A 26753-nucleotide genomic window follows, 5' to 3' on the forward strand; every position below is an offset into this window, starting at 1 on the left:
CTAGCTGGACGTCCACTGTGGACGTGCCGCGCCGGCGCGCGGGGCCGGCAGCAGCTCGCTCACCGGGTACCGCAGCGGCAACGGCGCCGCACCCGCGCGCAGCGCCAGCTCCATCTCGAAGCGGGCCCCCGGGTCGCGCAGGCTTTCGCCGAACGTCGCCTGCAGCTGGCGCATGCGGTAGCGGACCGTCTGGGGGTGCACGCCGAGGCGCTCGGCGATCTCCACCACGTTGCCCTGGCTGTCCAGCCACGCCCGCAGCGTCTCCAGCAGCCGTTCCTGCTGCTTGCCCGTCATGTCCGCCAGCGGCGCGAACAGCCGGTGGCGCAACGTCCCGACCAGGCCGGTGTCGGAGTTGACCAGCAGCGTCGCCAGGTGCTCCTCCGCGCGCAGCACCGGCCGCGGCGTCAGCACCCCGCGTTCCGCCAGCTGCAGCGCGTTCCGGGCCCAGCGCAGGGAATCCGCGACCGACGCGAGCGGAACGCACGGGCCGATCGACAGGCGGCAGTCCGGCAGGGCGACCTGCAGCGTCGCGAGCCGGGCGCCGCTGAGCTCGCCCGGCACCACCAGCTTCGGGTCCGCGGTGTCGAGCTCGGCGAGGATGTCGGAGTCCAGGCCCGCGTGGCGGCGGGCGGGGGCGACGCCGTCGCTCGGGCAGACCGCCACCGGCGTCGCGTCGACCGGCACCGGCCAGCCGATCAGCTGGGCCAGCTCGGCGATCGCCTTGGGCGAGGCCGGCGGCGTTTCGAGGAGCAGGTGGAGCAGCTTGCGGCGCCAGGTGTCGAGCGCTCCCGCCGTGCGTGCCTTCGCCTCCAGGTAGCCGTCGAGCGCGACGGACGCGAGTTCGTCCATGAACGCCAGCATCGCGTCGGCCAGCTGGGACATCACCGCCGAAGAGAGACCGCTTCTCCGCCCCACGCGCATGATCCGCCGCCACGACACCCGCGCGCCGACGCGGTAGGCCGACTGCAGCGTGTCGAGGCTGCGGCCCTCGCGCATTTCGTTCTGCCCCAGGCGGTGGTGGACCTCGTGGGACTGCTCTTTGGACACCGACGGGTCGGCGATCTGCGCGACGAACAACGTGATCGCGTACTCGACGCCGGCCCGGATCGACTTCCCGTACGGCCCGTCGAGCGGGCGGGCGTAGGCCGGGATGGTCGCCCGGATCTCGTCGACGATCTCGGCGGCGAGACTGGCCAGTTCGGGGCGCAGGATGTCCGCGAGCTTGCGGGGCAGGGCCGAAGGGGGCGCAGGGTGATCGAATCCGCGCTCCACCGACATCGCAGCTCCTTCGCTCCACCCCGCGAACCCGCCGACGCGCGGCGGAGCACCCCAGCCTGGTGCGGGGTGACACCGGACACATCGAAAAAGTAGTCCCGAACGTGTCACACCTTCGAAGGGAAACCGATTTCTTGTCAGTTTCGTGACAAGTTCACGAGGCTTGGCTGCAGAACGCTGACAACTACCCCGCCGAGTGCTCACATTCGTGCGTACGAACGGACGCAACCCCAACGAGCTACCCCGAGCGGGGTTACCCCGGCATAACCCTGAGATGCTCGCGAACCACTTGTTTGCGTGACGCAAGTAGCTCTACCGTCGGGGCATGCCGCACAGCTACGAAGACCTCGAAGGCGTCGTCTACCCGCTGACCAGGATCGGCGAGTCCCTGCGCCGCGCCCAGCTGCGCGCCGCGGATCCGACGCGGGTCGCGATCCTGCGGCTGGCCGCCGTCAAGGGGCGCGTCCGGCCGTCGGAGGTCGCCGCCGAGCTGGACGTGCACCAGTCGTCGATCACGCGGCAGACGCGGACCCTCGAGGACGCCGGGCACGTGCTGCTCGAAGCCGACCCGGAAGACCGGCGCTCGTGCCTGATCTCGCTCACCGACGCGGGCTGGGACGAGGTGCGCCGGCTGACCAAGCTCGGCCTCGACCGCTTCGCCGACTTCCTGCGCGACTGGCCCGCCGAAGACGTCCGGCAGCTCGGCGAGCTGCTGTCCCGGCTGGAGACGTCGGTGGCGGCCGCCAAGAAGCGGCCGAGCCCCGGCCGGCGCTGGCAGCGGGAGGCGGACTGATGCGCGCGCTCGTCCCGGTCGTCCTCGACCTCGTCCTGCCGATCGGCGGCTACTTCCTGCTGCACGGGGTGTTCGGGCTCAGCGCGTTCTGGTCGCTCACCCTCGCCGGCGCGGCGACCGGCGTCCACGCGCTCGCCGCGACGCTCCGCCGAGGCCGGGTCGACGCGCTCGGCGTGCTGATCTTCCTGGAGATGGCCCTGTCGGCGGTCCTGCTGTTCGTCACCGACGACCCGCGGATCGTGCTGGTGAAACCGGCGTTCTACCTGGCCGTCGCGGCGGTGTACGCGCTGGTGACGTGCTTCGCCGGACGTCCGCTGGTGCTGGATTCGGGAAAGCCGTTCGCCACGCGCGGCGACTCCGGGCTCGCCGACGCCTACGAACGCGCTTGGCTGCACTCGGACCGGTTCCGCCGCACGGTCCGCTCGGTGACGGCGGTCTGGGCCGCCGCCTTCGCGCTCGACGCCACCCTGCGCATCGCGGTCGTCTACAGCCTGCCGCCGGAGCGCGTCGACGAATCCGTCTGGCTTTCGCAGGTGCCGCTGGTCGCGGTGTTCGTGGTGGCCGTGGTGATCACGCGGCTGCGGATGCGGCCCCTGCGGCCGGTTCTCGAGTCGTTCCGGGTCGCCACCCCTTGAACCCGCTTGTATCATGTGGTTGATACAAGCGAGGAGGTCCGGACATGCCGTGGGACAACGTGCTCGCCGTCGCGATCTTCAGCGGGTTGATCGGCCTGGCGATCCTGATCGTGCTGTGGCCGGGTGAGAAGCACGGCAAGCGCTTGCTCGTGCGCTGGGGCGTGCCCGACCCGGACGCCGGCGAGGTGATGCTGGCCGTCCTGTACCTCAAGCGGCGCCGGCTCTGGTACCCGTGGCTCTTCCTGGCTGTCCCACCGCTCCTCGGCGACACGGGCCCGGGCACGATCTTCGCCACGCTGCTGCTCGGCGGCCTGATCGCCGAACTCCTGGCGCAACGGCCTTCGCGCGGCCCGCGTCGCGAAGCCGACCTCACCCCGCGGACGCTGCTGGGGATCGTCCCGGCCTGGGCGCTGGCGCTCGGCGGACTGGCCGCCGCCGGGTCGCTCGTGCACCTGTCGCTGCTGGCCCAGTGGAAGCTCCTGGCCGTGGCCGCGGCGACCGTGCTGGTCTGCGCGGCGATCACCGTCCTCGCGGTGCGCCGGCCGTCGATCGGCGCACCGCGGGCGGACCGGGCGCTGCGCTGCCGGAGTGCGCGGGTCGCGGTCGGGCTGGGCATCGGCGTGACGACGGCGGTCGGCTGGCCGGGCGGGAACTTCGCCTCGTTGCTGGTCGTGGTGCTCGGCCTGGCGGCGTTCCTCGCGGTCACCGCGCCGGTGAAACGGCAGCCGGCGGCCGTGTGAAGATCGTCGTCGACACCGACAACGGCCTCGCACCCTGGCGGCAGGTGCACGACCAGGTGATCCGCGCGGTCACGACGGGCGTGCTGACGGAAGGGACCCGCCTGCCCCCGATCCGGCAGCTGGCCCGGGACCTGGGCCTGGCGTCCGGAACGGTGGCCCGGGCGTACCGCGAACTGGAGGCGGCGGGCTGGGTCACGACGGCCCGCGCCCGCGGCACGGTCGTCACGATCCCGGACGGCCGGCCGGACCCCGCCACCTTGCTGCTCGCGGCCGCCGGCGAGTACGCGGCGCACGCCCGCGAGCTGGGCGCGGACCTCGACATCGCCCTGAACGCCGTCCGCTCCGCCTACCGGTCCTGACCGAGCAGCCGGCCCACTGCTTCCAGGACCGGCGTCAGCACCTCGACTTCGCGGGGCGCGCCCACGCACTCGGTGATCCCCGCGCCGACGACGTCGTGCCCGGCCAGTGCGTCCAGCTCCGCCACCAGCCGCGGGATTGTCCAGCCACCGGGCTCCGGGTAGTTCACGCCGTCGAACTCCGCCGGGTCGAGCACGTCCAGGTCCACGTGCACGTACAGCTTTTCCACCCCCGCCAAGGCGGCCACCGAAGTGACCACCAGGCCACGATCGACCGCCGCGCGCTCGTCGGGGTCGAGCACCCGGGTCCCGGCCAGCGCGACCCGGCCGGGTTCCAGCGGCGGGTCGGCCGCGAAGTCCGGGTCGCCCTCGCCGAACAGGGACCGCAGCACCATGCCGTGGAACGCCCCCGACGGCGACGACTCGGCCGTGTTCAGGTCCGCGTGCGCGTCGAACCACACGACACCCAGCCCGGGCCCGTGCCGGAACCGCGCGACGCCGATCGGGACCAGCTCGACCCCGCAGTCGCCGCCGATCGTCAGGACCGGGCCGCCCGGGGCTTCCAGCGCCGCCAGCTGGGCCGCGCGGTTCGGGCCGGTCAGCACGGCCCGCGACGCGATCCCGGCGTCCACTTCGGACACTTCACGGTGCTGCCGGACGTGGTGCACCGGCCGGCCGAGCACGTGTCCGGCCAGCTCCGCGAGCGCGAGGCACCCGCCGGGCAGCTCCGCCGAACGCGGTCCCACCGCGCCTTGGCGCTGCGGGACCGCGTTGATCAGCGTCATTCCAGCACGAGCAGGAGATCGCCGCCCTCGACCTGCTGGACGGAGTTGATCGCCAGCCGGCCCACCTTGCCGCCCGCCGACGCGGTGATCGACGCCTCCATCTTCATGGCCTCGATCGTCGCGACCGTCGCGCCGGCCTCGACTGTGTCGCCCTCGGCCACCTGCAGCGTGACGACCCCGGCGAACGGCGCCGCGACCTGCTTCGGGTTGCCCTTCTCCGCCTTCTCGGTCGCCGGGATGTCCGAGGCGATCGAGCGGTCACGGATCTGGATAGGCCGCAGCTGGCCGTTGAGCGTCGACATCACCGTGCGCACGCCGCGCTCGTCGGCCTCGCCGATCGCCTCCAGCTCGATGAGCAGCCGCACGCCCGGCTCGAGGTCGACCTGGTACTCCTCCCCCGGCCGCAGGCCGTAGAAGAAGTCCTTGCTGGGCAGCACCGACGTGTCGCCGTAGGCTTCCCGGTGCGCCTCGAACTCCTTGGTGGGCGCGGGGAACAGCAGCCGGTTGAGCGTCCGGCGGGGGTGCTCCGCCAGCGCGGAACGGTCCTCTTCGGACAGTTCCGCGACCGGCTTCGCCGCCGCGCGGCCCTCGAGGGCCTTGGTGCGGAACGGCTCCGGCCAGCCACCCGGCGGGTCGCCGAGCTCGCCGCGCAGGAAGCCGATCACCGAGTCGGGGATGTCGAACTTGTTCGGCTCCGCCTCGAAGTCGGCCGGGGACACGCCCGCGCCGACCAGGTGCAGCGCGAGGTCGCCGACGACCTTCGACGACGGCGTCACCTTCACCAGGTGCCCGAGGATCTTGTCGGCCGCCGCGTACATCGCCTCGATGTCCTCGAACCGGTCGCCCAGGCCCAGTGCGATGGCCTGCGTGCGCAGGTTCGACAGCTGCCCGCCCGGGATCTCGTGGTCGTAGACGCGCCCGGTGGGGGAGGCCAGCCCGGCCTCGAACGGCGCGTAGATCTTGCGCACGCTCTCCCAGTACGGCTCCAGCTCGCCGATCGCGCCCAGGTCGAGCCCGGTGGTGCGGTCGGAGTGGTCGGTGGCCGCCACGATCGACGACAGCGACGGCTGCGACGTCGTGCCCGCCATCGACGACACCGCGCCGTCGACGGCGTCCGCGCCCGCGTTGATCGCCGCGAGGTAGGTGGCCAGCTGGCCGCCCGCGGTGTCGTGGGTGTGGATGTGCACCGGCAGGTCGAACTCCTTGCGCAGCGCGGTGACCAGCCTGGTCGCCGCGGGCGCGCGCAGCAGCCCGGCCATGTCCTTGATCGCCAGGACGTGCGCCCCGGCGCCGACGATCTGCTCCGCCAGCTTGAGGTAGTAGTCGAGCGTGTAGAGGTTCTCACCCGGGTCGGACAGGTCCGAGGTGTAGCAGAGCGCCACCTCGGCGACCGCGGAGCCGGTCTCGCGCACGGCCTCGATGGCCGGGCGCATCTGCTCGACGTCGTTGAGCGCGTCGAAGATCCGGAAGATGTCGATGCCGGTCTTCGTGGCCTCCTGGACGAAAGCGTGCGTCACCTCCGTCGGGTACGGCGTGTACCCGACCGTGTTGCGCCCGCGCAGCAGCATCTGGAGGCAGATGTTCGGCACGGCTTCGCGCAGCGCGGCGAGGCGCTCCCACGGGTCCTCGGCGAGGAACCGCAGCGCGACGTCGTAGGTCGCGCCACCCCAGCACTCCAGGGACAGCAGCTGCGGCAACGTGTTCGCCACGATCGGCGCGACCGCGAGCAGGTCCTTCGACCGGACGCGGGTGGCGAGCAGCGACTGGTGCGCGTCGCGGAACGTCGTGTCGGTGACGCCGATGTGCGGCGACTTCCGCAGCCATTCCGCGAACCCGCCCGGGCCCAGCTCGACGAGCTTCTGCTTCGACCCATCGGCAGGCTGCGCGTCCTTCGGGAGCTTCGGCAGCTTGAGCGTGGCGTCCGGTGTCTTCGGGCGCTCGCCGTGGGGCTTGTTGACCGTCTGGTCGGCGAGGTAGGTCAGCAGCCGCGTGCCGCGGTCGGCGGACTGCCGCGCGGTGAGCAGCTCCGGGCGCTGTTCGATGAACGACGTCGTGACGCGTCCGGCGCGGAAGTCCTCGTCGTCGAGCACCGCCTGCAGGAACGGGATGTTCGTGGCGACACCGCGGATCCGGAACTCGGCGACGGCGCGGCGCGCGCGGCCGACGGCGGTCTTGAAGTCGCGGCCGCGGCAGGTGAGCTTCACCAGCAGCGAGTCGAAGTGCGCGCTGATCTCGGTGCCGGAGAAGGCGGTGCCGCCGTCGAGCCGGATGCCGGAGCCGCCCGGCGAGCGGTAGGCGGAGATCATGCCGGTGTCCGGGCGGAAGCCGTTGGCCGGGTCCTCGGTGGTGATGCGGCACTGCAACGCGGCGCCGCGCAGGTAGATCTTGTCCTGGCTCAGGCCGAGGTCGTCGAGGGTTTCGCCGGAGGCGATCCGCAGCTGCGACTGCACGAGGTCGACGTCGGTGACCTCTTCGGTGACCGTGTGCTCGACCTGGATGCGCGGGTTCATCTCGATGAAGACGTGGTTGCCCTGCTTGTCGAGCAGGAACTCGACGGTGCCGGCGTTGCGGTAGCCGATCTGCTTCGCGAACTTGACCGCGTCCGCGCAGATCCGGTCGCGCAGCTCGGGGTCGAGGTTCGGCGCGGGGGCCAGCTCGACGACCTTCTGGTGGCGCCGCTGCACGGAACAGTCGCGCTCGTAGAGGTGGATGATGTTGCCCGCGCCGTCGGCGAGGATCTGCACCTCGATGTGCCGCGGCTCGACGACGGCCTTCTCCAGGAAGACGGTCGGGTCGCCGAAGGCGGACTCGGCCTCGCGCGCGGCGGCCTCGATGGACTCGCGCAGCTGGGCGGGATCTTCGACGCGGCGCATACCGCGCCCACCACCACCGGCGACGGCCTTCACGAAGACCGGGAAGCCCAGTTCGTCGGCCGCCGCGACCAGCGCGTCGACGTCGCTGGACGGCTCGGACGACCCGAGCACCGGCACGCCGGCCTCGCGCGCGGCCTTGACCGCGCGGGCCTTGTTGCCCGTCAGCTCGAGGATGTCGGCGCTCGGCCCGACGAAGGTGATGCCCGCTTCTTCGCACGCCCGCGCGAGGTCTGGGTTCTCGGAAAGGAACCCGTAGCCGGGGTAGACGGCATCGGCCCCCGCCTTCTTCGCGGCCGCGACGATCTCGTCGACCGAGAGGTAGGCGCGCACCGGGTGACCGGGTTCGCCGATCTCGTACGCCTCGTCGGCCTTCAGCCGGTGCAGGGAGTTGCGGTCTTCGTGCGGAAACACGGCGACGGTCCCCGCGCCCAGTTCGTAGCCGGCGCGGAACGCTCGGATCGCGATCTCCCCGCGGTTGGCCACCAGCACCTTGCGGAACATGCCCGGTCCTTCCCATTTGGATCGGTAAGTCAACGCACGTTACCCGGTTCTTCCCGCTCTGCGGGAGTTCTGTCCCGGGTGATGGACATCATGCGGACCAGACGATTGGCTGGTCAGCCTCAGTGGCACCTTTCGACGACCCCTCGGCGCGAACAGCTGCCGGCGGTTCGGGCATGGCGCACCTCCTCCAAGGCCTGTCCGGTCGATCCGGACTGCGCCCAGCGTATCGACCCCGGCCGGGGAGACCCTCCGAAAACCGGGGTGCCCGGCTGGGTTGTCCACAACCGGGCAGGGCTGGGGACAACTCGGCTTTCAGGCCCCTGACGTGGCGAAAAGCAGCCGGTTGGCCGTGCCGTCCGGGACGCCCTTCAGCGCGTCCGGCGTGGCCGCCTGGACAAGGGCCGCGTCGACCTGAGCAGGGGTTGCCTGGGGGTGCTGGGCCAGGTAGAGCGCCGCGACCCCGGCCGCGAAGGCCGCAGCCATCGAGGTGCCCGACTCCGGGCCGACGCCCGTGCCGCCCGCGATCGGGGCCGGGACGTCGACGCCCGGGGCGTACAGGTCGAGGTCCTGCCCGAAGTTCGACGCCTTGTCCGGGTGGTCCTGGTTGTCGGCGGCGCCCACGGTGAGCGCTTCGGCCACCCGGCCCGGGGAGAACCCGCTCGCGTCGGCCGTCTCGCTCCCGGCCGGCACGGCGACGGGCATGACGGCGGCCAGCCGCTTGACCGCGGCGTCGAGCTGGTCGTTCGGCACCCCGCCGATGCCGAGGACGGCGACGGCGGGCTGCTGGGCGTTCTGCGTGACCCAGTCGATCCCGGCGATGATCTGGTCGGTGGCGCCACCGCCGTCCTTGTCGAGCACGCGAACGGGGACGATCTGCGCGCCCTTCGCGACGCCGTAGTCCTTGCCCGCGGCGATCCCGGCGAGGCGGGTGCCGTGGCCGTTGGTGTCGGACGTGTCGGATCCGCCGTTGAGGAAGTCCCGCCCCGGCGCGACGCGGCCCTGGAAGTCGGGGTGCTTCGCGTCGACGCCGCTGTCGATGACGTAGACGGAGACGCCTTCGGCCGCGGTGGCGTAGTGGTAGGCGTGGTCGAGCCCGGTGCGCTGGTCGATCCGGTCGAGCCCCCAGCTGGGCGGGTCGGCCTGCACCCCACCGGCGGCCAGGGCCGGGGCCTGCCCGGCGAGCACGAGCACCACGGCGGCGGCGACAGTCGCTGTCTTCATGATCGTCGTGGTACCCCGGGCCCGCGGCGGGGACAACTCAGGGCTGTCGCTCGATCGGCTGATTCCGCCGGAGCCGGACGGCCATGACGACGCTGAGGATCAGCAGCCAGGCGAGCGCGGATCCCGCCATGGCTTCGCCGGCGACGCTGACGGCCGTGTACGGCTCGAGGACCGCGATCGTCGGGGCGAGCACCCCGGCGAGCCCGGCGGCCCCGGCGCCGAGCACGGCGACACCGACCGCGGGCGGCCGCAGGACGGCGGCGAGGACGGGCAGCAGGGCGGTGAGCACGGCACCGGGGACGAAGTAAGCCGAGGTCTGCTCACCCGCACTGGGATCGGACGCGGCGAGCGCGGCGTGCTGCACGAGCCACCCGGCCCCGCCGACCGCGCCCAGCGTGATCGTCGCCCAGCGTTCCCAGCCACGCACCATCCCGGCGCCGAGCCCGTGCCGGCGCAGCACCACGACGGCGCACGCCCCGGCGAGGACGATCGCGCCGTGCGCGACCAGCTCGAAGACGTACCCGGCGCCGAGCACGGAGTCGGAGTGCTCCGACGCGATCACGACACCTTCACCGGCGAAGCGCAGCAGCCCGAACAGCGCGGCGAACCCGGCGCCGGCGAGCAGGGCGGGACCGGTCAGCCGCCTTGTCCGGGGATGCAGGGTAAGGAACCCGGCGACGAGCGCGACGGCCGCGACGAGCGCGACGCAGACGGGCAGGCCCGGCCGGTAGGTGGCGAGCAGATCGTCGTAGTAGTAGGCGAGCCCGAGCCCGGCGACGGCGAAGACGGCGCCCGCGATGGCGAGGATCCCGGCGAACCCACCGGCCGGGTCGACGGAGGTTTGCGGCTGGGCGCTTGGGGATGGCGCCGCGGTTTCGGGCTGGTGATCCGGGGCGGTCGGCGGCTGGCCGATGCGCCCCAATGTGGCGTTGGGTGCGTTGGACGCACCCAATGTGGCGTTCGGTGCGTCCAGCGCACCCAATGTGGCGTTGGGGCGCTCCGCCGCGTTCTCGGGGCCGGCCAGCGGCTCAGTCGCCGGCGCGGACTCGGGCGCCGGCTCGGCAGACGGTGCAGGCATGGGCGCCACCGGTGCGGCCGGCTCAGGCTCGGGCACCACCTCGGCAACCAGCGCGGGTTCGGGCGCCGCAGGTGGTGGCAGCTTGGGCACCACCTCGGCAGCCAGGACGGGATCCGGAGACAGCTCGGCAACCGAAACAGGGTCCGGGGCAGCCGACGGCTGGGCCTCGATCTCCACCTCCACCACCACGGCACCCGTCGGGCCGGTCGCCACCACCTTCCCGCGCCGTACGCCCGGCGACCCCGCCGTCACCGACAGCTCCGCTCCCCCGGCACCCTCCGCCACCCGGATCCACTCGTGCGACGCCTCGAACCGGATCTCGCGCGCCACCGGTGGCCCGGCCGCCCGCAGCGTCGCCGATGCCACCTCGCCCGCCGGCGCGGACAACCGCAGCCGAGCCGGCTCCACCCGGACCTCCGCGGACCTCAGTGCGTCCGACGCCGCCGCCGCGACGTGCTCGATGTCCGTCGATGCCATCGACTTCAACGCCTCGAACGCGCCCATCGCCACCGGCAGGTTCTCGCTCGACAGCCGCCGGCGCAGCTCCGCCACCGCGCCCAGTCTCGTGAACGGGTTCTCCGCCCCGATCGCCGCCGCCAGGTCCGGGGTGACCGCCGATGGCTTGATCCGGCGCCGCCGGCTCTTCGCCAGGTACAGCTCGCCCTGCATCTCGATGTCGCGGCTCGGTGTCTGCTTCGGGTTGCGCTCGCGGACGCGGTCGAACAGGTACTCGTACAGCTCGCCGAGCGCGATCAGGCCGTCCTCGTCGCGGTCCGCCTCGCCCGTGCGCAGGCCCTCCACCAGCGCCGAGGTGAACACCGACGGGCGAGCCGGCTCGTCCGAGGCCAGGCGCGCGCCCTCGAAGGCGTACTCGATCGAGTTCGACGCCGTGATGACCGCCCGGCCGCGGCCGCCGCGGAAGCTGTCCAGCACGTTCGCGTCGCCCGACGCCCGCACCGCCACGCCCTGCCCGAACGCGCCGCCGTAGCAACAGTCCAGCAGCAGGACGATGCTGCGCGAGCGGCTCTGGCGGAGGCACTGCTGCACGAACTGCGCGGGCACCGCCGTGGACCGCAGCCGGTCCGGCCGGGTGTTGCGGGCCGCGAAGTAGAGCCCGCCGCCGTCGTCCTTCAAGCCGTGGCAGGAAAAGTGCAGCAGCAGGACGTCGTCCGGCCGGCCTTCGGCGCAGAGGTCTTCGATCTCCCCCTGCACGACGTGCGAGGCCTCGTTGCGCACGACACGCACCTCGAAGTCGCTGATCGCCCGGTCGCCGAGCACCTCGGCGAGGGCGTCCGCGTCCGCCGCGGGCGAGCCCAGCTGCCGCAGCCCCGCGTTGTCGTATTCGCCGTTGGCGACGATCAGCGCCCGCCTCCGCCCGGCCATACCGGTAGGAAACGCCCACCGCGAGCATTACGGCAAGCAGCCGAACGGGCACACCTATTCAGCGGCCGCCTGGAAAATCGTTTCCTGCCCCTTCAGGCAAACCACCGCGTCGAACGCCGCAGCGACGTCGACCGGCACCGTCATGTGCGCGTGCCGGATGGCCGACGCCTCGGGGCGCGTGACCACGCACGGCGCCCGGGAGGCCAGCGCCGCCTCGACACTGCCTTCCGCGGGCGCTTCGAGGGCCTGCTCGGACATCCGGAACCCGAGCCGCTCGCCTTCGTCGGGCACGAGCCCGGTCGTCGTCCCCGAGACCGCGGTCAACGCGAGCGCGAAGTAGCGGTTCCCCAGCTCCGCGGCCAGGTGCGTGCCCGCCGACGGCGCCGTCATGCCCGGCATCGGCGAGAACGGCACGCGCTGCAGGTGTCCGTTGTGGAGCATCAGCACGATCTTCTCGCCCGGGTGCAGGCGCCGCAGCAGCCGCACGGTCGCGGCCATGTACGTGTCCCGCGACGAACTCTGCGGCTCGGGCGCCTCCCCGGCCATCAGCGCGGCCAGCTCGCGCAGGTAGAGGTCGACGCGCAACGCGCCTTCCGCGTCGTGCGCGGCTTCGGGCGCCAGCGACTCGACGTGTCCTTTGAGGACGGTCAACGCCGTGGTGGCCGCATCCCGCGCCGCCACGCCCATGGCGGCGTACCGGCCCGGCGCGACCGCGCTGCTCACCGACGCGTACGGTTCGCAGGCCGCCAGCGCCGTGTCCACAAGGGACACATTGGCCGGGTCGACCCGCTCCAGGACTTCGCGGACCGCTCGCAGCGAAGGCACCGGCGACCCGGCCGAACTCGGCACGTCCAGCCCGTAGAACCGGACGTCACGACCCCGCAGCCAGGTCAGCATCGAGTGCACCTCGGCCGAGTCGCCCAGGCCGAAGGTGAAGCCGTCCCGGGCGACGTCGGCGACCTCGCCGGGTCCACCCCGCAGCCAGGTGTCGACCAGGCGCCCTTCGGGAAACCCACCCTCGAACCCGAGGACAGTGAACCCGCGCTCGGTGACGAGGTGCCGAAGGAGGCGGTCGCGCAGCACGCCGAACTCCCGGATGTGATGGTTGTTCTCACCGATCGCGACGACCTCGGCGTCGCCGATCAGGTCGGCGACGGAAGCGATGTCGATGGAGTCGAGTTCTGGCATACTGGGCACACTAACGCAACAGGAGTAGCAGTTGGCAACCGAGATTTCCGGCACCAAGCGCCCGGGCGGCCGCACCGAGCGGACCCGCCTCGCCGCGCTGAACGCCACTCTCGAGCTGCTCGGCGAGCGTGGCTACGCCGAGCTCACGGTCGAGGCGGTCGCCGAACGCTCCGGCGTGCACAAGACGACCCTCTACCGCCGGTGGGAGTCCGCCGAAGGCCTGGTCGCGGCCGCCCTGCAGATGGGCACCGAGCAGGAGTGGGCCGCCCCGGACACCGGCTCGCTCGAAGGCGACCTGCGCGGGATCAACCTGGAGCTGGTGCACTACTTCACCTCGCCGGGCGAGCGCGAGCTGCCGACGGCGTCGATCTCGGCGGCGTTCCTGTCGGCCCGCGCCGCCGACGCCCTTCGCGAGTTCTACGTCGACCGCCACGCGCGTTCGGCGGCGGTGGTCGACCGGGCCGTCGAACGCGGCGAAGTCCCCGAGGGCACCGACCCGGTCGAGGTCGTGCGGGTCGCCTGCGGGCCGATCTTCTACCGCCTGTTCGTTTCCCGGGAAGGCGTGACACCGGAGGACGCCGGCGTCGCCGCGAAGGCCGCCGCGGCCGCCGCGAAGGCGGGCGTGTTCACGGCAACGGACGGCGGAACCGCAGCTCCTCCAGCGTGACGCGCCCTTCGTCGATCGTCTCGGTCTGCGACGCGCCGTCGGCGACCCAGCCCTGGCGGACGTAGAAGGCCTTCGCCCGCTCGTTCGTCGCGAGCACCCACAGGATGGCGCTGTCGCCGGAGAGGTCTTCGACGACGCGGTCGTGCAATGCCCGGCCGACGCCGCGCCCCCAGTGCTCCGGCAGCACGTAGAGGGCGAAAAGCTGCGCGGGACCGTAGGCGGCGAAGCCCACGACGATCCCGTTTTCCTCGGCGACCAGCACCGGCCCGCCGTCGCCGATCCGCCGGGCCCAGGAGGCCGCCCGCGCCTCGGCCGACAGGCGGGCGAGGAAGTCCGCCGGGATCAGCCCGGCGTAAGCCGCCTGCCAGGACCGCACGTGGACCTCGCCGATCGCGCCGGCGTCGGTGACCGCGGCCGGGCGGATCACGACTTCTCCAGGTACTCCGCGCGGTCGACGTCGACGACGTCGGCGACCATCTGCGCCAGGCCGTGGTACTTCTTCAGGTCCGGGTCCTTTTCGATGATCTCCTGCGCGCTGGCCCGCGACGCGGCGATGACGTCCTCGTCGCGCAGCAGCGACAGCAGCTTGAGCGTCGAGCGCTTGCCGGACTGCGCGGCGCCCAGGATGTCGCCTTCGCGGCGCAGCTCGAGGTCCAGCTGCGACAGCTCGAAACCGTCGGTGGTCGACTCGACCGCCGCCAGCCGCTCGCGCGTCGCCGTGCCGTCGAGGGCCTCGGTGACCAGCAGGCACAGCCCCGGCACGCTGCCCCGGCCGACGCGGCCACGCAGCTGGTGCAGCTGGCTGACGCCGAAGCGGTCGGCGTCCATGATGACCATCGCGGTCGCGTTCGGGACGTTGACGCCGACCTCGATCACCGTGGTGGCGACGAGGACGTCGAGGTTGCCCCCGGAGAACGCTCGCATCACGGCGTCCTTCTCGTCGGGTGGCATCCGGCCGTGCAGCACGCCGATCTTGAGCCCCTGGAGCGCGCCATGCTCCAGTTCGGGCGCGACTTCGAGCACCGCGAGCGGCGGCCGCTTGTCGCTCTTGTCCGAGGGCGGTTCGTCGCCGATGCGCGGGCACACGACGTACCCCTGGTGGCCCTTGCCGACCTCTTCGCGCACGCGCTGCCAGATCCGCTCGAACCACGCGGGTTTCTCGGCGACCGGCACGACCGTGGTCGAGATCGGCGACCGGCCGACCGGCATCTCACGCAGCGCGGACACTTCGAGGTCGCCGTAGACGGTCATCGCGACCGTGCGCGGGATCGGCGTCGCCGTCATGACCAGGACGTGCGGGCTGGTGTCGCCGGCGCCGCGGGTGCGCAGCGCGTCCCGCTGCTCGACGCCGAAGCGGTGCTGCTCGTCGACGACGGCGAGGCCGAGGTCGGCGAACTCGACGTGGTCCTGGATCAGCGCGTGCGTGCCGACGACGATCCCGGCTTCCCCGCTGACGATCTCCAGCAGCGACTTCTTGCGTTCCTTCGCGCCCATCGACCCGGTCAGCAACGTCACGCGGGTGGCGTTCTCCGCCGCGCCCAGCTCGCCCGCCTGGCCCAGGTCGCCGAGCATCTCCCGCAGCGACCGCGCGTGCTGCGCGGCGAGAACCTCGGTCGGCGCCAGCATCGCGGCCTGCCGCCCGTTGTCGACGACCTGCAGCATCGCCCGCAGCGCGACGACCGTCTTGCCCGAGCCGACCTCGCCCTGCAGCAGCCGGTTCATCGGGTGCTCCGAGGTCAGGTCCGCGGCGATCTCGTCGCCGATCCCCCGCTGGCCCGCGGTCAGGTCGAAGGGCAACCGCTTGTCGAAGGCGTCCATCAGGCCGCCGCTGACGTGCGGGTTCGCCTTCGCCGGCCGCGAGATGGCCGAGTGGCGCCGCTGCGCGAAGATCAGCTGGACGGCCATGGCCTCGTCCCACTTGAGCCGCTTCTTCGACGCCTCCAGGTGCGCCCAGTTGGCCGGGCGGTGGATGCCGTGCAGGGCGGTGTCGAGGTCGGACAGCTTGTGCAGCCGCCGCAGCTCCGCGGGCATCGGGTCGTCGTCGACCTCGAGGACGTCGAGCACCTGGCGGACGCACTTGGCGATCGACCACGTCGGCATGCCCTGCGCCGCCGGGTAGACCGGGATGATCGCGGCGAGGAAGTCGTCCATCGCCTCGTCGGCGCGGTCGGCCTCGAACAGCTCGTACTCGGGGTTGGTCAGCTGCAGGGTGTCGCGGAAGGCGGACACCTTGCCGGCGAACAGGCCGTGCTTGCCGGGCACGAGGTCCTTCTCCCGCCAGGCCTGGTTGAAGAACGCACAGGTGAGCCGGCGTTTCCCGTCGGTGATCACCATGTCGAGGATCGTCCCGTTGCGGGACTTCATCCGCCGCTTGCTCACCTTTTCGATGCGGGCGAGGACGGTCGCGTGCTCGCCCAGCTCGAGCCCGGCGATGTCGGTGAGCTCGCCGCGCTCGGCGTAGCGGCGCGGGTAGTGGCGCAGCAGGTCGCTGACCGTCTCGATGTCCAGCGAGGTGGCGAGCGCCTTCGCCGTCTTGGCGCCCAGCAGCAGCGGCAGCTTGTCGCGCAGTCCGGCCATCGGCTATTCGACTCCCATCAGCAGCACGGCTTCCGCCTGGCCGCTGGCGTAGCTGGTCAGCTCCACCTCCGGGTGCTCCACCCGCAGCTGCTCCGCGAGCTCCTCGGCGACCCCGGGCGGGGCGTCGGCCCCGCTCAGCACCGTCACCAGCTCCCCACCGAGGGCCAGCATCCGGTTGAGCACCTTCATCGCGGCCGCGACCAGGTTCGTCTCCGACGCCGGCGCGGGCTCGATGTGCACCACCTCGTCGTCGACCAGGCCGACGACGTCACCGGACTGGGCCCGGCCCACCCAGGTTAGCGACTCCTCCTGCGCGATCCGCAGTTCGCCACGCCTGGTCGCGGCGGCCGCTTCGGCCATCGCGACGACGTCGTCGTTCGTGCGGCGCCCGGCGTCGTGCACCGCGAGGGCGGCCAGCACCTGCACCGGCGAGACGCACGGGATGACGACGACGTCCCGGTCGGCGGCCATCGCGTGCCCGGCCGCGGTGTCGACGGCGGCGGTGAGCGCGACGCTGCCCGGCAGCACCGTGACGTGCCGGCCGGCGGCCTCGTTGAGCAGGCTGATCACGTCCTCGACACTGGGCGTCTCGCCTTCGGGCACGGCCAGCACCGGGATGCTCTCGGCCCGCAGCAGCTCGGCCAGCTCACCGCCGTGCACGACGGCGACGACCGTGCGGTCGATCCCGCCCCCGGGCTCGATCGGCGTCGGCGTGAGCAGCGGCTCGACGCGGACCTTGCGCGGCCGGCCCAGCGCGAGCCCGGCTTCGATGGCGGCGCCGATGTCGGCGCAGTGGACGTGCACGGCGTGGCTGCCCGAGCCGTCCCCGGCGACCGTGACGCTGTCGCCGAGGCCGCTCAGCTCCTTGCGCAGGGTGGGCAGGCTCTGCTCGTCGACGCCGTCGAGGAGGTACATGACCTCCCAGGCGTAGGCCTGCGTTTCCGGCGAAGCGTGGACCTCGAGGGCGTGGTACTGCTGGAGCGGGGCGCCGGTGAGCACGCCGACCAGCGCGTCGAGCACGGCGACGAGCCCGCGGGCGCCCGCGTCGACGACCCCGGCCCTGGCCAGCGCGGGCAGCTGCAGCGGCGTCTTCTCGAGGGCGTGCGCGGCTTCGTGCGCGGCCTCCTGCGCGACCTCGGTCAGCGACCGGGTGTCACCGCGGACGGCGAGCGCGACGGCGTGCAGGACGGTGAGGATGGTCCCGGCGACCGGGCGGCTCACGGCGCCGGTGGCGACCTGGTCGGCGTGGCCGAGTGCTTTCGCGAGCCACCCGCCGTCCAGCTCGCCTTCGGCGTGGTCGGCCAGCCCGCGCACGACCTGGGACAGGATCACCCCGGAGTTCCCCTTGGCCGAAGCGACGGCGCCGCGCGCGAGGACCTTCAGCGCTTCGGCGGCGTTTTCCGGTTGCGCGGCTTCGAGTTCCTTCGCCGCGCCGGTCATCGTGAAGAGCATGTTGGAGCCGGTGTCGGAGTCCGCGACGGGGTAGACGTTGATCTCGTCGATGGCCGGCCGCAGGCTCGCCAGGCTGCGCACGCAGCCCGTCGCCCAGGCCGACACCGCGGCCGTGTCCAGCACCCGCACCCCGTAACCTCCTACCTGGTCTCGGGCAGCGTATCGACCCGGTGCTCGGGGCCTCGACCGCAGTAGTTACTATGGTCGAGTTGCCCAGCGCATCTGGGCTCAATCTTCATGACCCAGATCCAAAGGAGTTCGACGTGGCTGCCGTGTGCGACGTCTGTGGCAAGGGACCCGGCTTCGGCAAGTCGGTCTCGCACTCCCACCGCCGTACCAACCGCCGGTGGAACCCGAACATCCAGACCGTCCACGCCAAGGTGGGTGTGTCCCAGCGCAAGCGCCTGAACGTGTGCACCTCGTGCATCAAGGCGGGCAAGGTCGTTCGCGGGTAAGGCGAAACGGAAGGGGTGGCGAGTGCTCGCGGAGAGCGCTCGCCATTTTTTCGCCTTACGCGCCCCCTGGGGGTCGAACCCCCAGACCCCCGCCAGGGGGCAAGCCCCCTGGACCCCCGGCGGGGTCGAGTTGAGCGGTCAGCTCACTTCAGGAAGCCGGTCAGCACGTCCTTCAGGGTTTCCGGGAACTGCAGCACTCCGTGGTCCTGCCCCTTCAGGACCTCGTGCCGGGCGCCCGCGATCGCCTCGGCGGCCACGCGGGCGCCGGCCTTGAGCGGCTCCGGGCTCGCGCCGCCGCCGATCACCAGCGTCGGGGCCGTGATGCGGGCCAGGTGGTCCAGGCGGGGGCGGCCGCCCGGGCCGCAGATCGTCAGGTCGTACGGGAGCGTGTGCGCGAGCGCCGTCAGCCCGCCCCACGCCGGGGAAGCCTTGATCCCGTCGAGCATCGCCTCCGGGGTGCCCGCGAGCACCAGGAACGTCGCCACCGCGCCGTCACGGTCCCCCGCCGCGAGCTGCGAGCGCACCTTTTCCAGGACGTCGGGCCGGTCTTCTTCCGGGGTCGCGTACGGCGGCTCGTACGCCACCAGCTTCTCGATCGGCAGTCCGGCGGCCGCTGCTTCCAGCGCGAGGATCGCGCCCGACGAGTGCCCGAACACCGACGCCGAGCCGCCGGCGTGCGCGATCAGCGCCGCGAGGTCTTCGATCTCCCGCTCCACCGCGTACTCGGCCGAGTCGCCGGAGTCACCACGTCCGCGCCGGTCGTAGTTGACCGCCGTGAAGTCGCCGGCCAGGACTTCCGCCAGGCCCACCGTGGTCGTCCGGTCGTTGAACGCGCCGCCGACCAAGATCACCGGCGCCCCGCTGCCGCGCTGCTCGAAGAAGAGGGAAGTGCCGTCCGCCGATGTGACGTCCATGTGTCCTCCAAGGTCCGTTTCCCCTTGGTCGGAGCCGCCACCCCGATCCGGACACCGAACCTACGGGAGTTTCCAGTCGACCGGCGCCGCGCCTTGGGACTCCAGCATCTGGTTCGCCCGGCTGAACGGCCGCGAGCCGAAGAAGCCGTTGTGCGCCGAGAGCGGGCTCGGGTGCGCCGACTCGATGCAGGGAACGTCGCCCAGCATCGGCCGGAGGTTACGGGCGTTGCGGCCCCAGAGGATCGCCACCATCGGCTCCGACCGGGCCGCGAGGGCCTTGATCGCCTGCTCGGTGACCGCTTCCCAGCCCTTGCCCTGGTGCGAGTTCGACTTCCCGGGCTGCACGGTCAGCGACCTGTTGAGCAGCAGCACGCCCTGGTCCGCCCACGGCGTCAGGTCGCCGTTCGACGGCAGCGGGTGGCCGAGGTCCTCGGCGTACTCCTTGTAGATGTTGATCAGGCTCTTCGGGATCGGCCGGACGTCCGGCGCCACCGAGAAGCTCAAGCCCACCGCGTGCCCGGGCGTCGGGTACGGGTCCTGGCCGACGATCAGCACGCGCACGTCGTGGAACGGCTGCTGGAACGCGCGCAGCACGTGTTCACCCGCCGGCAGGTAGGTCCGGCCCGCGGCGATCTCCGCGCGGAGGAACTCCCCCATCGCGGCGACCTGCGGCGCCACCGGTTCAAGGGCTTTCGCCCAGCCTGCCTCGACGATGTCCTGCAGCGGTCGTGCGGTCACGGCGCGCCAGCCTACCGGGCGTGGCCGACGTCACCCACGCGGGTCGAGCCGCCTCAGCTCGGTCCGGAACCGCTTGCCGCGTTCGACGTAGGAATCCACCACCAGCGCGATGTTCTCCGCGCTGAACGACTTGTTCTCCCGCGTTTTCGCGGGCACGCCGAGCGCGATCTCGCCGGTCTTCACGTACGAGCCGTAGGAGAGCACCGCGCCCGCGCCGACCATGCCGCCGTCTTCGACCACCGAGCCGTTCAGCACCACCGAGCCCGACGCGATCAGGCAGCCGGTGCCGATCGTCGCGCCCTCGACGTGCACCGCGTGCCCGATCGCCGACGACGGCCCGAGGATCGTCGGGTGCCGCTCGGTGCAGTGCAGGACGCAGCCGTCCTGGACGTTCGAACGCTCGCCGATCTCGATGTGGCCGTGGTCGCCACGCAGGACCGTCTGCGGCCAGACCGACGCGAACGGGCCGATGCGGACGTCGCCGATCACGGTGGCGTCCGGGTGGACGTAGGCGTCGGGGTGGATCGTCGGCTCGAGGGAGCCGAGAGCGTAGATCGGCATGCCGCCTCCGGGTGACTGCGGTTTCACGTGTTCTGCGATTGGATCACGGCATCGCAGCGAACCGGAACGCCAGTACCGGGAGCACGGCCCTCGTGCTCCTGCTGATCGTGCTGACCTGGCTGCTCAGCCTGCCCGCCCCGCCGGCCGCGCGGGCGAACGCCCTGGCCGAGACCCCGCCGATGGGCTGGAACAGCTGGAACCAGGTCCGCTGCTACGACCTCACCGAAGACGTCGTGCGGAAGGCGGCCGACGCGCTGGCCGACACCGGCCTGCGGGACGCGGGCTACCGCTACGTCGTCGTCGACGACTGCTGGCAGGCGCCCGCGCGGGCCGCCGACGGTTCCCTGCAAGCCGATCCGAAGCGGTTCCCGAACGGCATCGCCGACCTCGCCGACTACGTCCACTCCCGCGGCCTGCTCTTCGGCATCTACGCCGTGCCCGGCAGCCGCACCTGCGCGATGGCCAACGACGCCTACCCCGCGACCGGCATCGGCTCGCTCGGCCACGAACGCCAGGACGCCGAGACGTTCGACCGCTGGGGCGTCGACTACCTCAAGTACGACTGGTGCAACGCCGACACCGTCGACGGCCTCGACCGCAAGACGGCGTTCGAGAAGATGCGCGACGAGCTCGCCGCGCTCCCCCGCCCGATCGTCTACGCGATCTCCGAATACGGCGTCTCCAGCCCGTGGACCTGGGCCCGGCCGGTGGCGAACCTGTGGCGCACGACCAACGACCTGGTCGCGACCTGGGACTCGGTGCTCGCCACCATCGACCAGCAGGCGTCGGTCGCCGCCCACAGCGGCGCCCCGGGCGGCTGGAACGACCCGGACATGCTGCAGGTCGGCAACGGCACCCTGACCCCCGACGAGGCCCGCGCGCACTTCAGCGTCTGGGCGGTGCTGAACGCGCCGCTGTTCGCCGGCGCCGACCCGGCGAAGCTGAGCGACACCGACCTCGCGACGCTGAGCAACCCCGAGGCGATCGCCGTCGACCAGGACTTCGCGGGCGGCCAGGGCCGGCAGCTGAAGGCCGGCCCCGGCTACCAGGTGTGGGGCAAGCCGCTGACCGGCGGCGGGATCGCGGTGGTGCTGCTCAACACCGGCGCCACCACCGCGACCGTGTCCGCTTCGCTGCCGGGCTCCTGGTCCGTCCGGGACCTGTGGACGCACCGGGACGTCGGCACCGACGTCTCGGCGACCCTGCGGCCGCACGCCGCGGCCCTGCTCAAGCTCACCCCGAGGTGAGGTCCTTGCCGAAGCAGCGGCTTTCCGGCTCGTTCTTGTAGACGCCGAAGTTCGGGATCTCGGCGTAGCCCGACGACGTGTAGAGCGCGATCGCCTCCGGCTGCTTGGTGCCGGTTTCCAGCACCGCGCGCTTGCGGCCGCACAGCGCCGCCGTGCGCTCCAGCTCGGACAGGATCATCCGCGCGAACCCGCGGCCGCGGGCGGAGTCGGCGACGTACATCCGCTTGAACTCGGCGTCGCCGTCCCGGAAGTCCGGGGCGGGGCCGTCGTGGGCACGCCAGGCACCACAGGCGACGGCTTCCTCGCCCTGGTAGCCGACGAGGAAAACGCCCTGCGGCGGGTCGAAGTCCGCCGGGCTCATCGGGGTCACGTCCTCGTCGCCGTAGCGCTCGACGTACACCTGCTGCACCGCGGCCATGAGCTTGGCCGCGTCGGGGTGGTCGTAGGGGACCGGAACGATTCTCACGTCCGCCGACTTTAGTTCAGCGCCAGTGCGTCCAGCCGCCTTCTCGCGCAAAAGGCTTGCCGTCCACGGTGATCCCCGAGTCCGCCATCGTGACGACGCCGATGGTGCGCCAACCCTCGGGCAGTTCGGCGAACGGCGGGAAGGTGGCCGCGAGCGCGTGATCCTCGCCACCGGTCAGCACCCAGTCCAGGGGGTCGGCGCCGAGCGCGGCGCCGACTTCCTTGAGCCGGCCGGGGATGTCGAGGTCGGCGGTGCGGACGTCGATGCCGACCCCGGACTCCTCGCCGATGTGGGCGAGGTCGGCGAGCAGGCCGTCGGAGACGTCGATCATCGCGGTGGCCCCGGCGAGGGCGGCCCGTGGACCGGCCTCGTACGGCGGTTCCGGGCAGCGCTGGGCGTTGACCACGCCGACCGGCGAGCGGAAGCCCCGGCCGAGCACGGCCAGGCCGGCCGCGGCCCAGCCGAGCCGCCCGGTGACGGCGACGACGTCACCCGGCCGGGCGCCCGAGCGCGTCACGGGCTCGCGGTCGCCGAGGTCGCCGAGCGCGGTGACGCTGATCACCAGCTGGTCGGCGCGGACCATGTCGCCGCCGGAGACGCCGATGCCGGCGCGCTCGGCCTCGGCCCACATGCCGTCGGCGAGGCCGGTGACGACCTCGCGCGGGGTGTCGGGTGGGCAGGCGAGGCCGACCAGGACGGTGGTCGGGGTGGCGCCCATGGCGGCGATGTCGGCCAGGTTGACCGCGACGGCCTTGCGCCCGACGTGCTCGGGGGCGGACCAGTCGAGCCGGAAGTGGACGCCCTGCACGAGCACGTCCGTGCTGGCGACCACCCGGCCGTCGGGGGCCGCGACGACGGCGGCGTCGTCACCCGGGCCGAGCAGCGTGCCCGGAGGCTGGCGCCGTCCTTCGGTGACGGCGCGGATGAGCGCGAACTCGCCGGTCTCCGCGACCGTTCCGTCGTTCGGTGACACCCGTCACCTCTGCTTTCTCTCCCAGGACAAAGATCGATCACCGATAGTCGGATGCCCTATGTTTTTCGGTGAGCTGGCTATACGTTCCTACCTGAGCAGACCGATCCCGACGAAAGGGCGCGCCGTGGTCCACGCATACATCCTCATCCAGACCGAGGTCGGCAAGGCCGCCGCGGTCGCCGCCGAGATCTCGAGCATCCCGGGGGTCACCAGCTCGGAGGATGTCACGGGACCGTACGACGTGATCGTCCGCGCGGCCGCCGACAGCGTCGACCAGCTGGGCCAGCTGGTGGTCGCGAAGGTGCAGAACGTGGAGGGCATCACGCGGACGCTGACCTGCCCGGTGGTCCATCTCTGAGCAGTGGTGTAGTGGACCGGTGCCCGATTCAGACACCGGTGCCCCACCCAGGGTGGTGCTCGTCACCGCGACCGCGCTCGCCGTCGCACTGGCGGTCGCCGTCGCCGTCTTCGCGTTGACCCAGCGCTCCTCGGACCCCGCGGACGGCCCGTTGCCGCTCGTGGCCGTGCCGGCGCCCGCTTCGGGGGCACCGGGGTGCACGACGTTGCTGGCCGCGGTGCCGACGGAGCTGACTTCGAACGGGACGGCGTTGAAGGTGCGCACGCTGGCCGACCCGGCCCCGCCGGCGACGGTGGCCTGGGGCACGGGTGACCCGCTGGTGCTGCGCTGCGGGCTGGACCGCCCCCCGGAGCTGACCCCGACGGCGGCGCTGCGGCTGGTGAACAAGGTCCAGTGGCTGCAGGTGCCGGGCGAGGGCTCGTCGACGTGGTACGTCGTGGACCGGGAGGTCTATGCGGCGTTGACCGTGCCGGACAGTGCGGGCACCGGGCCGCTGCAGCAGATCTCGGACGCTGTGGCCGCGAAGCTGCCGGCGAAGCCGCTGCGGTTCTCCTGAGCCGGGTCTGATGCCGTTCGGCGCCTGATCAGCTCTTGCCGATCGTGATCATCGTGATCACGAACGACACGACACCGAGCAAGGCCGACACGACGATCAGTCCGGCAAGGCCAAGGCCGGTGAAGAAAAAAGGCAGAGAACCTTCATGCTCACCCCTCGGTCAGCTCCGGCCACCCGTGATCAAGCGTAGCCAAAATCACTGGACATGACCGGGACATACAGTGGGCAATCACCGCCGATAGCGAGTTTTCGCTGGTCAGCGCCCGAACCGCAGTCCGGAGCGCTGCGGAGAACCACCCGCGAAGGCCAAAGCGGCCCCGCCGCGGGCAATTCGAACCAGATCTCCCCGCGGATCTAGCGGAGGCCCGTGCCGCGGGCGATCGCCGTCTCGATGAGCGTGGTCAGCAGCGTCGCGTAGTCCACGCCGGTGACCTCCCACATCTTCGGGTAGGCCGACTTCGTCGTGAAGCCGGGCATGGTGTTGACCTCGTTGATGGTCAGCTCGCCGTCGGCGCCGACGAAGAAGTCGACGCGGGCGAGGCCCTGGCAGTCGAGGGCCCGGAAGGCCGCCACGGCCATCGCGCGCAGCTTCTCGGTGAGCGCGTCGTCGAGCTTGGCCGGGATGTCCAGCTCGGCGTCGTCCCCGAGGTACTTGGTTTCGAAGTCGTACCAGGCGTTTTCGTCCTCGGACAGCACCCGGATCTCCGCGGGCAGCGAAGCTTCGACGCGGCCGTCCGGGAACTCGAGGACCCCGCATTCGACCTCGCGCCCGACGACGGCGGCTTCGACCAGGACCTTCGGGTCGGTGGCGCGGGCGAGCTCGATGGCGGCGCCGAGGTCGGCCCAGGACGTCACCCGGCTGATGCCGACCGACGACCCGGCCCGCGACGGCTTGACGAAGACCGGCAGGCCGAGCTTCGCGCGATCCGCGTCGTCCAAAGTGGACTGGCCGCGCTTGAGCGCGGCGAAGGTGCCGACCGGAAGTCCTTCGGCGGCCAGGAGCTTCTTCGCGGTTTCCTTGTCCATGGCGGCGGCGCTGGCGAGCACCCCGGGCCCGACGTACGGGATGCCGGCGAGCTCGAGCAGGCCCTGGATGGTGCCGTCCTCGCCGAAGGCGCCGTGCAGCACCGGGAAGACGACGTCGACCTGGGAGAGAAGTTCGCTCTCCCGCCCGGCTTCCACGGCGACGAGGCCCTGGCTGGACGGATCACCGGCGAGCACCAGGCCCTTGCCGTCGTCGACGGAGGGCAGTTCGCGGCCGCGGATGGCGAGCTGGGCGGAGTCGCCGGTGCCGAGCACCCACCGGCCTTCGCGGGTGATGCCGACCGGGACGGCTTCGAACCGCTCCGGGTCGAGGTTCCCCAGGACACTGCCGGCGGACAGGCAGGAGATGGTGTGCTCGCTGCTGCGCCCGCCGAACACGACCGCCACCCGGATCTTCTCGCTCATGGTGAGCCACCGTACCCGGTGACCTCGGCGAACAGCCGAGGCCGGTGCGCCGGGCGGAGGCTCGCGGGCGGTGAGCGCAACCTGGGTGGCGCCGGTGCGTCGTCACCTACAGGACGGAGTGTCCGCGCAGCAGCGAAACCAACGTCGGCAAGGCCGAAACCAAGGCCTCTCGCGCACAACCCGCGTACCCGATCGCGACCCCGTGCGCGGTGGGCGGACCCGCGAAGTGCCGCGCCAGCCCGTCCAGCCGGATCCCCCGCCGCTCGGCCGAAGCGATCACCGACGTCTCCGCCGAAGCCGACGAAAACGGCACCACCAGGTGCGCCCCCGCGTCGTCGCCCCGCACCGGCACCCCGGCCGCGCCGAGCGCCCCCGCCAGCAGCGTCCGCCGCTCGGCCATCTCGCGGCGCAGTTTGCGCAGGTGACGTCCCAGGTCCCCGTTCCGCGCGAACTCGTACAGCACACGCTGCCCCGCCGGCGAGGGCCGCGTCCCGGTCAGGTCCCGGTAGGCCAGCACCGCCGAGGTGATCGCCTCCGGCGCCACCATCCAGCCCGCGCCCAGCGTCGGCGTGAGGATCTTCGACGTCGTCCCCAGGTGCGCCACCACGTCCGGCGCCAGCGAGGCCAGCATCGGCAGCGGCGCGACGTCGAAGCGCAGCTCGCCGTCGTAGTCGTCCTCGATCACCAGCATGGCCGACGACCGCGCCCGCTCGACCAGCGAAACCCGCCGCGCCGCGCTCAGGCGGCTGCCCATCGGGTACTGGTGCGCCGGCGAGCAGTACACCGCCCTGGCGTCGGCGGGAATCGCCTCCGGCCGCAGCCCCTCGAGGTCCACCGGGACGCCCACCACCCGCATGCCGGCCCGCCGGAACGCCTGCACCGCCCGCTGGTAGCCGGGCTCCTCGACGGCGACGACGTCCCCGCGCTCCAGCACCGCGGCGGCCAGCTCCACCACCGCGGCCGTCGTCCCGCCGGTGGCCAGCACCGACCCCGCCGCCAGCCCGCGGTGGCGCAGCAGGTGCTCCGACACGGCCGCGCGGTACTCGGGCAGCCCGGCGCGGTGGGCGCGGATCAGCGGGTCCGGGTCGGCCGCCGCCCGCCAGGCGCGGCGCCAGGCCGCGCGGTCCAGGCCGTCCGCCCACGGCGTGCCCGGGCCCAGGTCCAGCAGCGACGACGTCTCGGCTTCCGGCGTCGGGACGGCGGGCGCGGGGACTTCCGAGGCCGAGAACGACGGCGGTGTCGTCACGTAGGTGCCGGAGCCGTGCCGCCCGGCGATCCAGCCTTCGGCGTGCAGCTGCTCGTACGCCGCCGACGTCACCGTGCGGCTGACGCCGAGGCGCCCCGCCAGCGCCCGCGTGGACGGCAGCCGGTCGCCGCCGCGCAGGTGGCCGGAAGCGGCCGCTTCGCGCAACGCGTCGGCGAGCTGGACGGCCAGGGGCGTCGCGGCGTCCCGGTCCAGGCTGACCGGGAGGGCGGTGTCGGCGTGGGTCACGGGACCTCCTCAAGTGGACT

25 protein-coding genes are annotated in these 26753 nt (G+C 72.4%); 9 read left to right on the plus strand and 16 right to left on the minus strand.

What is annotated here, in order from left to right; all coding sequences use genetic code 11:
- Nucleotides 1-1278: a PucR family transcriptional regulator gene (locus M8542_RS18560; RefSeq protein ID WP_257921435.1), complete on the minus strand. Its 1278-nt coding sequence runs from the start codon at nucleotides 1276-1278 to the stop codon at nucleotides 1-3.
- Between the two features lie 322 nt (nucleotides 1279-1600).
- On the opposite strand from M8542_RS18560, the gene M8542_RS18565 reads away from it, so the two are divergent.
- From M8542_RS18565 to M8542_RS18580, 4 genes are read left to right on the plus strand one after another with little or no spacing between them, the layout of a single operon-like run.
- On the plus strand, nucleotides 1601-2068 hold the full coding sequence (locus M8542_RS18565; RefSeq protein ID WP_257921436.1) for a MarR family winged helix-turn-helix transcriptional regulator: 468 nt from the start codon (nucleotides 1601-1603) through the stop codon (nucleotides 2066-2068).
- On the plus strand, nucleotides 2068-2703 hold the full coding sequence (locus M8542_RS18570) for a VC0807 family protein (RefSeq protein ID WP_257921437.1): 636 nt from the start codon (nucleotides 2068-2070) through the stop codon (nucleotides 2701-2703). The genes M8542_RS18565 and M8542_RS18570 overlap by 1 nt, the downstream gene beginning before the upstream one ends.
- A 44-nt stretch (nucleotides 2704-2747) precedes the next feature.
- A complete protein-coding gene (locus tag M8542_RS18575) occupies nucleotides 2748-3443 on the plus strand; it encodes a hypothetical protein (protein ID WP_257921438.1) in 696 nt (231 codons plus the stop codon).
- Nucleotides 3440-3802 carry a GntR family transcriptional regulator gene (locus M8542_RS18580; protein ID WP_257921439.1) on the plus strand — a complete coding sequence of 121 codons (363 nt, stop codon included), beginning with the start codon at nucleotides 3440-3442 and terminating at the stop codon, nucleotides 3800-3802. The genes M8542_RS18575 and M8542_RS18580 overlap by 4 nt, the downstream gene beginning before the upstream one ends.
- Here M8542_RS18580 and M8542_RS18585 read toward each other — a convergent pair.
- The 5 genes from M8542_RS18585 to M8542_RS18605 all read right to left on the minus strand — a co-directional run bounded on the left by M8542_RS18585 (nucleotide 3790) and on the right by M8542_RS18605 (nucleotide 12828).
- Nucleotides 3790-4584 (minus strand): arginase family protein, encoded by a 795-nt coding sequence (locus M8542_RS18585; RefSeq protein WP_257921440.1) that lies wholly within the window; start codon nucleotides 4582-4584, stop codon nucleotides 3790-3792. The genes M8542_RS18580 and M8542_RS18585 overlap by 13 nt on opposite strands.
- A complete protein-coding gene (locus M8542_RS18590; protein ID WP_257921441.1) occupies nucleotides 4581-7958 on the minus strand; it encodes a pyruvate carboxylase in 3378 nt (1125 codons plus the stop codon). Before M8542_RS18590 ends, M8542_RS18585 begins: the two co-directional genes overlap by 4 nt.
- A 312-nt stretch (nucleotides 7959-8270) precedes the next feature.
- Nucleotides 8271-9179, minus strand: a complete 909-nt coding sequence (locus M8542_RS18595) for a S8 family peptidase (RefSeq protein WP_257921442.1) — start codon at nucleotides 9177-9179, stop codon at nucleotides 8271-8273.
- A 37-nt stretch (nucleotides 9180-9216) separates the two neighbouring features.
- Nucleotides 9217-11640 (minus strand): caspase, EACC1-associated type, encoded by a 2424-nt coding sequence (locus tag M8542_RS18600; RefSeq protein ID WP_257921443.1) that lies wholly within the window; start codon nucleotides 11638-11640, stop codon nucleotides 9217-9219.
- Nucleotides 11641-11694: 54 nt separating this feature from the next.
- Complete coding sequence (locus tag M8542_RS18605) at nucleotides 11695-12828, minus strand: erythromycin esterase family protein (protein ID WP_257921444.1); 1134 nt, start codon at nucleotides 12826-12828, stop codon at nucleotides 11695-11697.
- 31 nt (nucleotides 12829-12859) lie between these two features.
- Here M8542_RS18605 and M8542_RS18610 point away from each other — a divergent pair, with 31 nt between their 5' ends.
- The gene (locus M8542_RS18610; protein WP_257921445.1) at nucleotides 12860-13495 is read left to right on the plus strand and encodes a TetR/AcrR family transcriptional regulator; all 636 of its coding nucleotides are present in this window, start codon (nucleotides 12860-12862) and stop codon (nucleotides 13493-13495) included.
- Here the strand turns inward: M8542_RS18610 and M8542_RS18615 are convergent.
- From M8542_RS18615 to M8542_RS18625, 3 genes are read right to left on the minus strand one after another with little or no spacing between them, the layout of a single operon-like run.
- Nucleotides 13455-13922, minus strand: coding sequence for a GNAT family N-acetyltransferase (locus M8542_RS18615; protein WP_257921446.1), 468 nt, complete (start codon nucleotides 13920-13922; stop codon nucleotides 13455-13457). The two genes, M8542_RS18610 and M8542_RS18615, sit on opposite strands and share 41 nt — an antisense overlap.
- On the minus strand, nucleotides 13919-16072 hold the full coding sequence (recG, locus tag M8542_RS18620; protein ID WP_257921447.1) for an ATP-dependent DNA helicase RecG: 2154 nt from the start codon (nucleotides 16070-16072) through the stop codon (nucleotides 13919-13921). The genes M8542_RS18615 and recG overlap by 4 nt, the downstream gene beginning before the upstream one ends.
- Before the next feature lie 3 nt (nucleotides 16073-16075).
- The gene (locus tag M8542_RS18625; RefSeq protein ID WP_257921448.1) at nucleotides 16076-17653 is read right to left on the minus strand and encodes a DAK2 domain-containing protein; all 1578 of its coding nucleotides are present in this window, start codon (nucleotides 17651-17653) and stop codon (nucleotides 16076-16078) included.
- Between the two features lie 134 nt (nucleotides 17654-17787).
- On the opposite strand from M8542_RS18625, the gene rpmB reads away from it, so the two are divergent.
- Nucleotides 17788-17979: a 50S ribosomal protein L28 gene (gene rpmB, locus M8542_RS18630; RefSeq protein WP_003091970.1), complete on the plus strand. Its 192-nt coding sequence runs from the start codon at nucleotides 17788-17790 to the stop codon at nucleotides 17977-17979.
- A 143-nt stretch (nucleotides 17980-18122) separates the two neighbouring features.
- Here the strand turns inward: rpmB and M8542_RS18635 are convergent, their stop codons facing one another.
- Genes M8542_RS18635 through M8542_RS18645 form a run of 3 tightly spaced genes read right to left on the minus strand, consistent with a single transcriptional unit; the run spans nucleotide 18123 to nucleotide 20192 of the window.
- Nucleotides 18123-18893 (minus strand): alpha/beta fold hydrolase, encoded by a 771-nt coding sequence (locus M8542_RS18635; RefSeq protein WP_257921449.1) that lies wholly within the window; start codon nucleotides 18891-18893, stop codon nucleotides 18123-18125.
- Nucleotides 18894-18953: 60 nt separating this feature from the next.
- Nucleotides 18954-19631 (minus strand): uracil-DNA glycosylase, encoded by a 678-nt coding sequence (locus tag M8542_RS18640; protein WP_257921450.1) that lies wholly within the window; start codon nucleotides 19629-19631, stop codon nucleotides 18954-18956.
- A 30-nt stretch (nucleotides 19632-19661) separates the two neighbouring features.
- A complete protein-coding gene (locus M8542_RS18645) occupies nucleotides 19662-20192 on the minus strand; it encodes a gamma carbonic anhydrase family protein (protein ID WP_257921451.1) in 531 nt (176 codons plus the stop codon).
- A 92-nt stretch (nucleotides 20193-20284) separates the two neighbouring features.
- Here M8542_RS18645 and M8542_RS18650 point away from each other — a divergent pair, with 92 nt between their 5' ends.
- On the plus strand, nucleotides 20285-21439 hold the full coding sequence (locus M8542_RS18650) for a glycoside hydrolase family 27 protein (protein WP_257921452.1): 1155 nt from the start codon (nucleotides 20285-20287) through the stop codon (nucleotides 21437-21439).
- Here the strand turns inward: M8542_RS18650 and M8542_RS18655 are convergent.
- Together M8542_RS18655 and M8542_RS18660 are read right to left on the minus strand one after the other, a co-directional pair.
- A complete protein-coding gene (locus tag M8542_RS18655; protein ID WP_257921453.1) occupies nucleotides 21426-21905 on the minus strand; it encodes a GNAT family N-acetyltransferase in 480 nt (159 codons plus the stop codon). The genes M8542_RS18650 and M8542_RS18655 overlap by 14 nt on opposite strands.
- A gap of 16 nt (nucleotides 21906-21921) precedes the next feature.
- Nucleotides 21922-22878, minus strand: coding sequence for a thiamine-phosphate kinase (locus M8542_RS18660; RefSeq protein WP_257921454.1), 957 nt, complete (start codon nucleotides 22876-22878; stop codon nucleotides 21922-21924).
- 124 nt (nucleotides 22879-23002) lie between these two features.
- Between M8542_RS18660 and M8542_RS18665 the strand changes: the two genes are divergently transcribed.
- Together M8542_RS18665 and M8542_RS18670 are read left to right on the plus strand one after the other, a co-directional pair.
- The gene (locus M8542_RS18665; RefSeq protein WP_125306405.1) at nucleotides 23003-23236 is read left to right on the plus strand and encodes an Lrp/AsnC family transcriptional regulator; all 234 of its coding nucleotides are present in this window, start codon (nucleotides 23003-23005) and stop codon (nucleotides 23234-23236) included.
- 19 nt (nucleotides 23237-23255) lie between these two features.
- Nucleotides 23256-23792, plus strand: coding sequence for a DUF3515 domain-containing protein (locus M8542_RS18670; protein WP_257921455.1), 537 nt, complete (start codon nucleotides 23256-23258; stop codon nucleotides 23790-23792).
- A 354-nt stretch (nucleotides 23793-24146) separates the two neighbouring features.
- On the opposite strand, the gene M8542_RS18675 is transcribed toward M8542_RS18670, so the two are convergent.
- Both M8542_RS18675 and pdxR read right to left on the minus strand, forming a co-directional pair.
- Nucleotides 24147-25241, minus strand: a complete 1095-nt coding sequence (locus M8542_RS18675; protein WP_257921456.1) for a D-alanine--D-alanine ligase family protein — start codon at nucleotides 25239-25241, stop codon at nucleotides 24147-24149.
- Between the two features lie 106 nt (nucleotides 25242-25347).
- Nucleotides 25348-26733, minus strand: coding sequence for a MocR-like pyridoxine biosynthesis transcription factor PdxR (gene pdxR, locus M8542_RS18680; protein ID WP_257921457.1), 1386 nt, complete (start codon nucleotides 26731-26733; stop codon nucleotides 25348-25350).
- Nucleotides 26734-26753 lie beyond the last annotated feature (20 nt).

The organism is Amycolatopsis iheyensis, from assembly GCF_024703995.1.
In the GTDB taxonomy this organism is placed as follows: Bacteria; Actinomycetota; Actinomycetes; order Mycobacteriales; family Pseudonocardiaceae; genus Amycolatopsis; species Amycolatopsis iheyensis.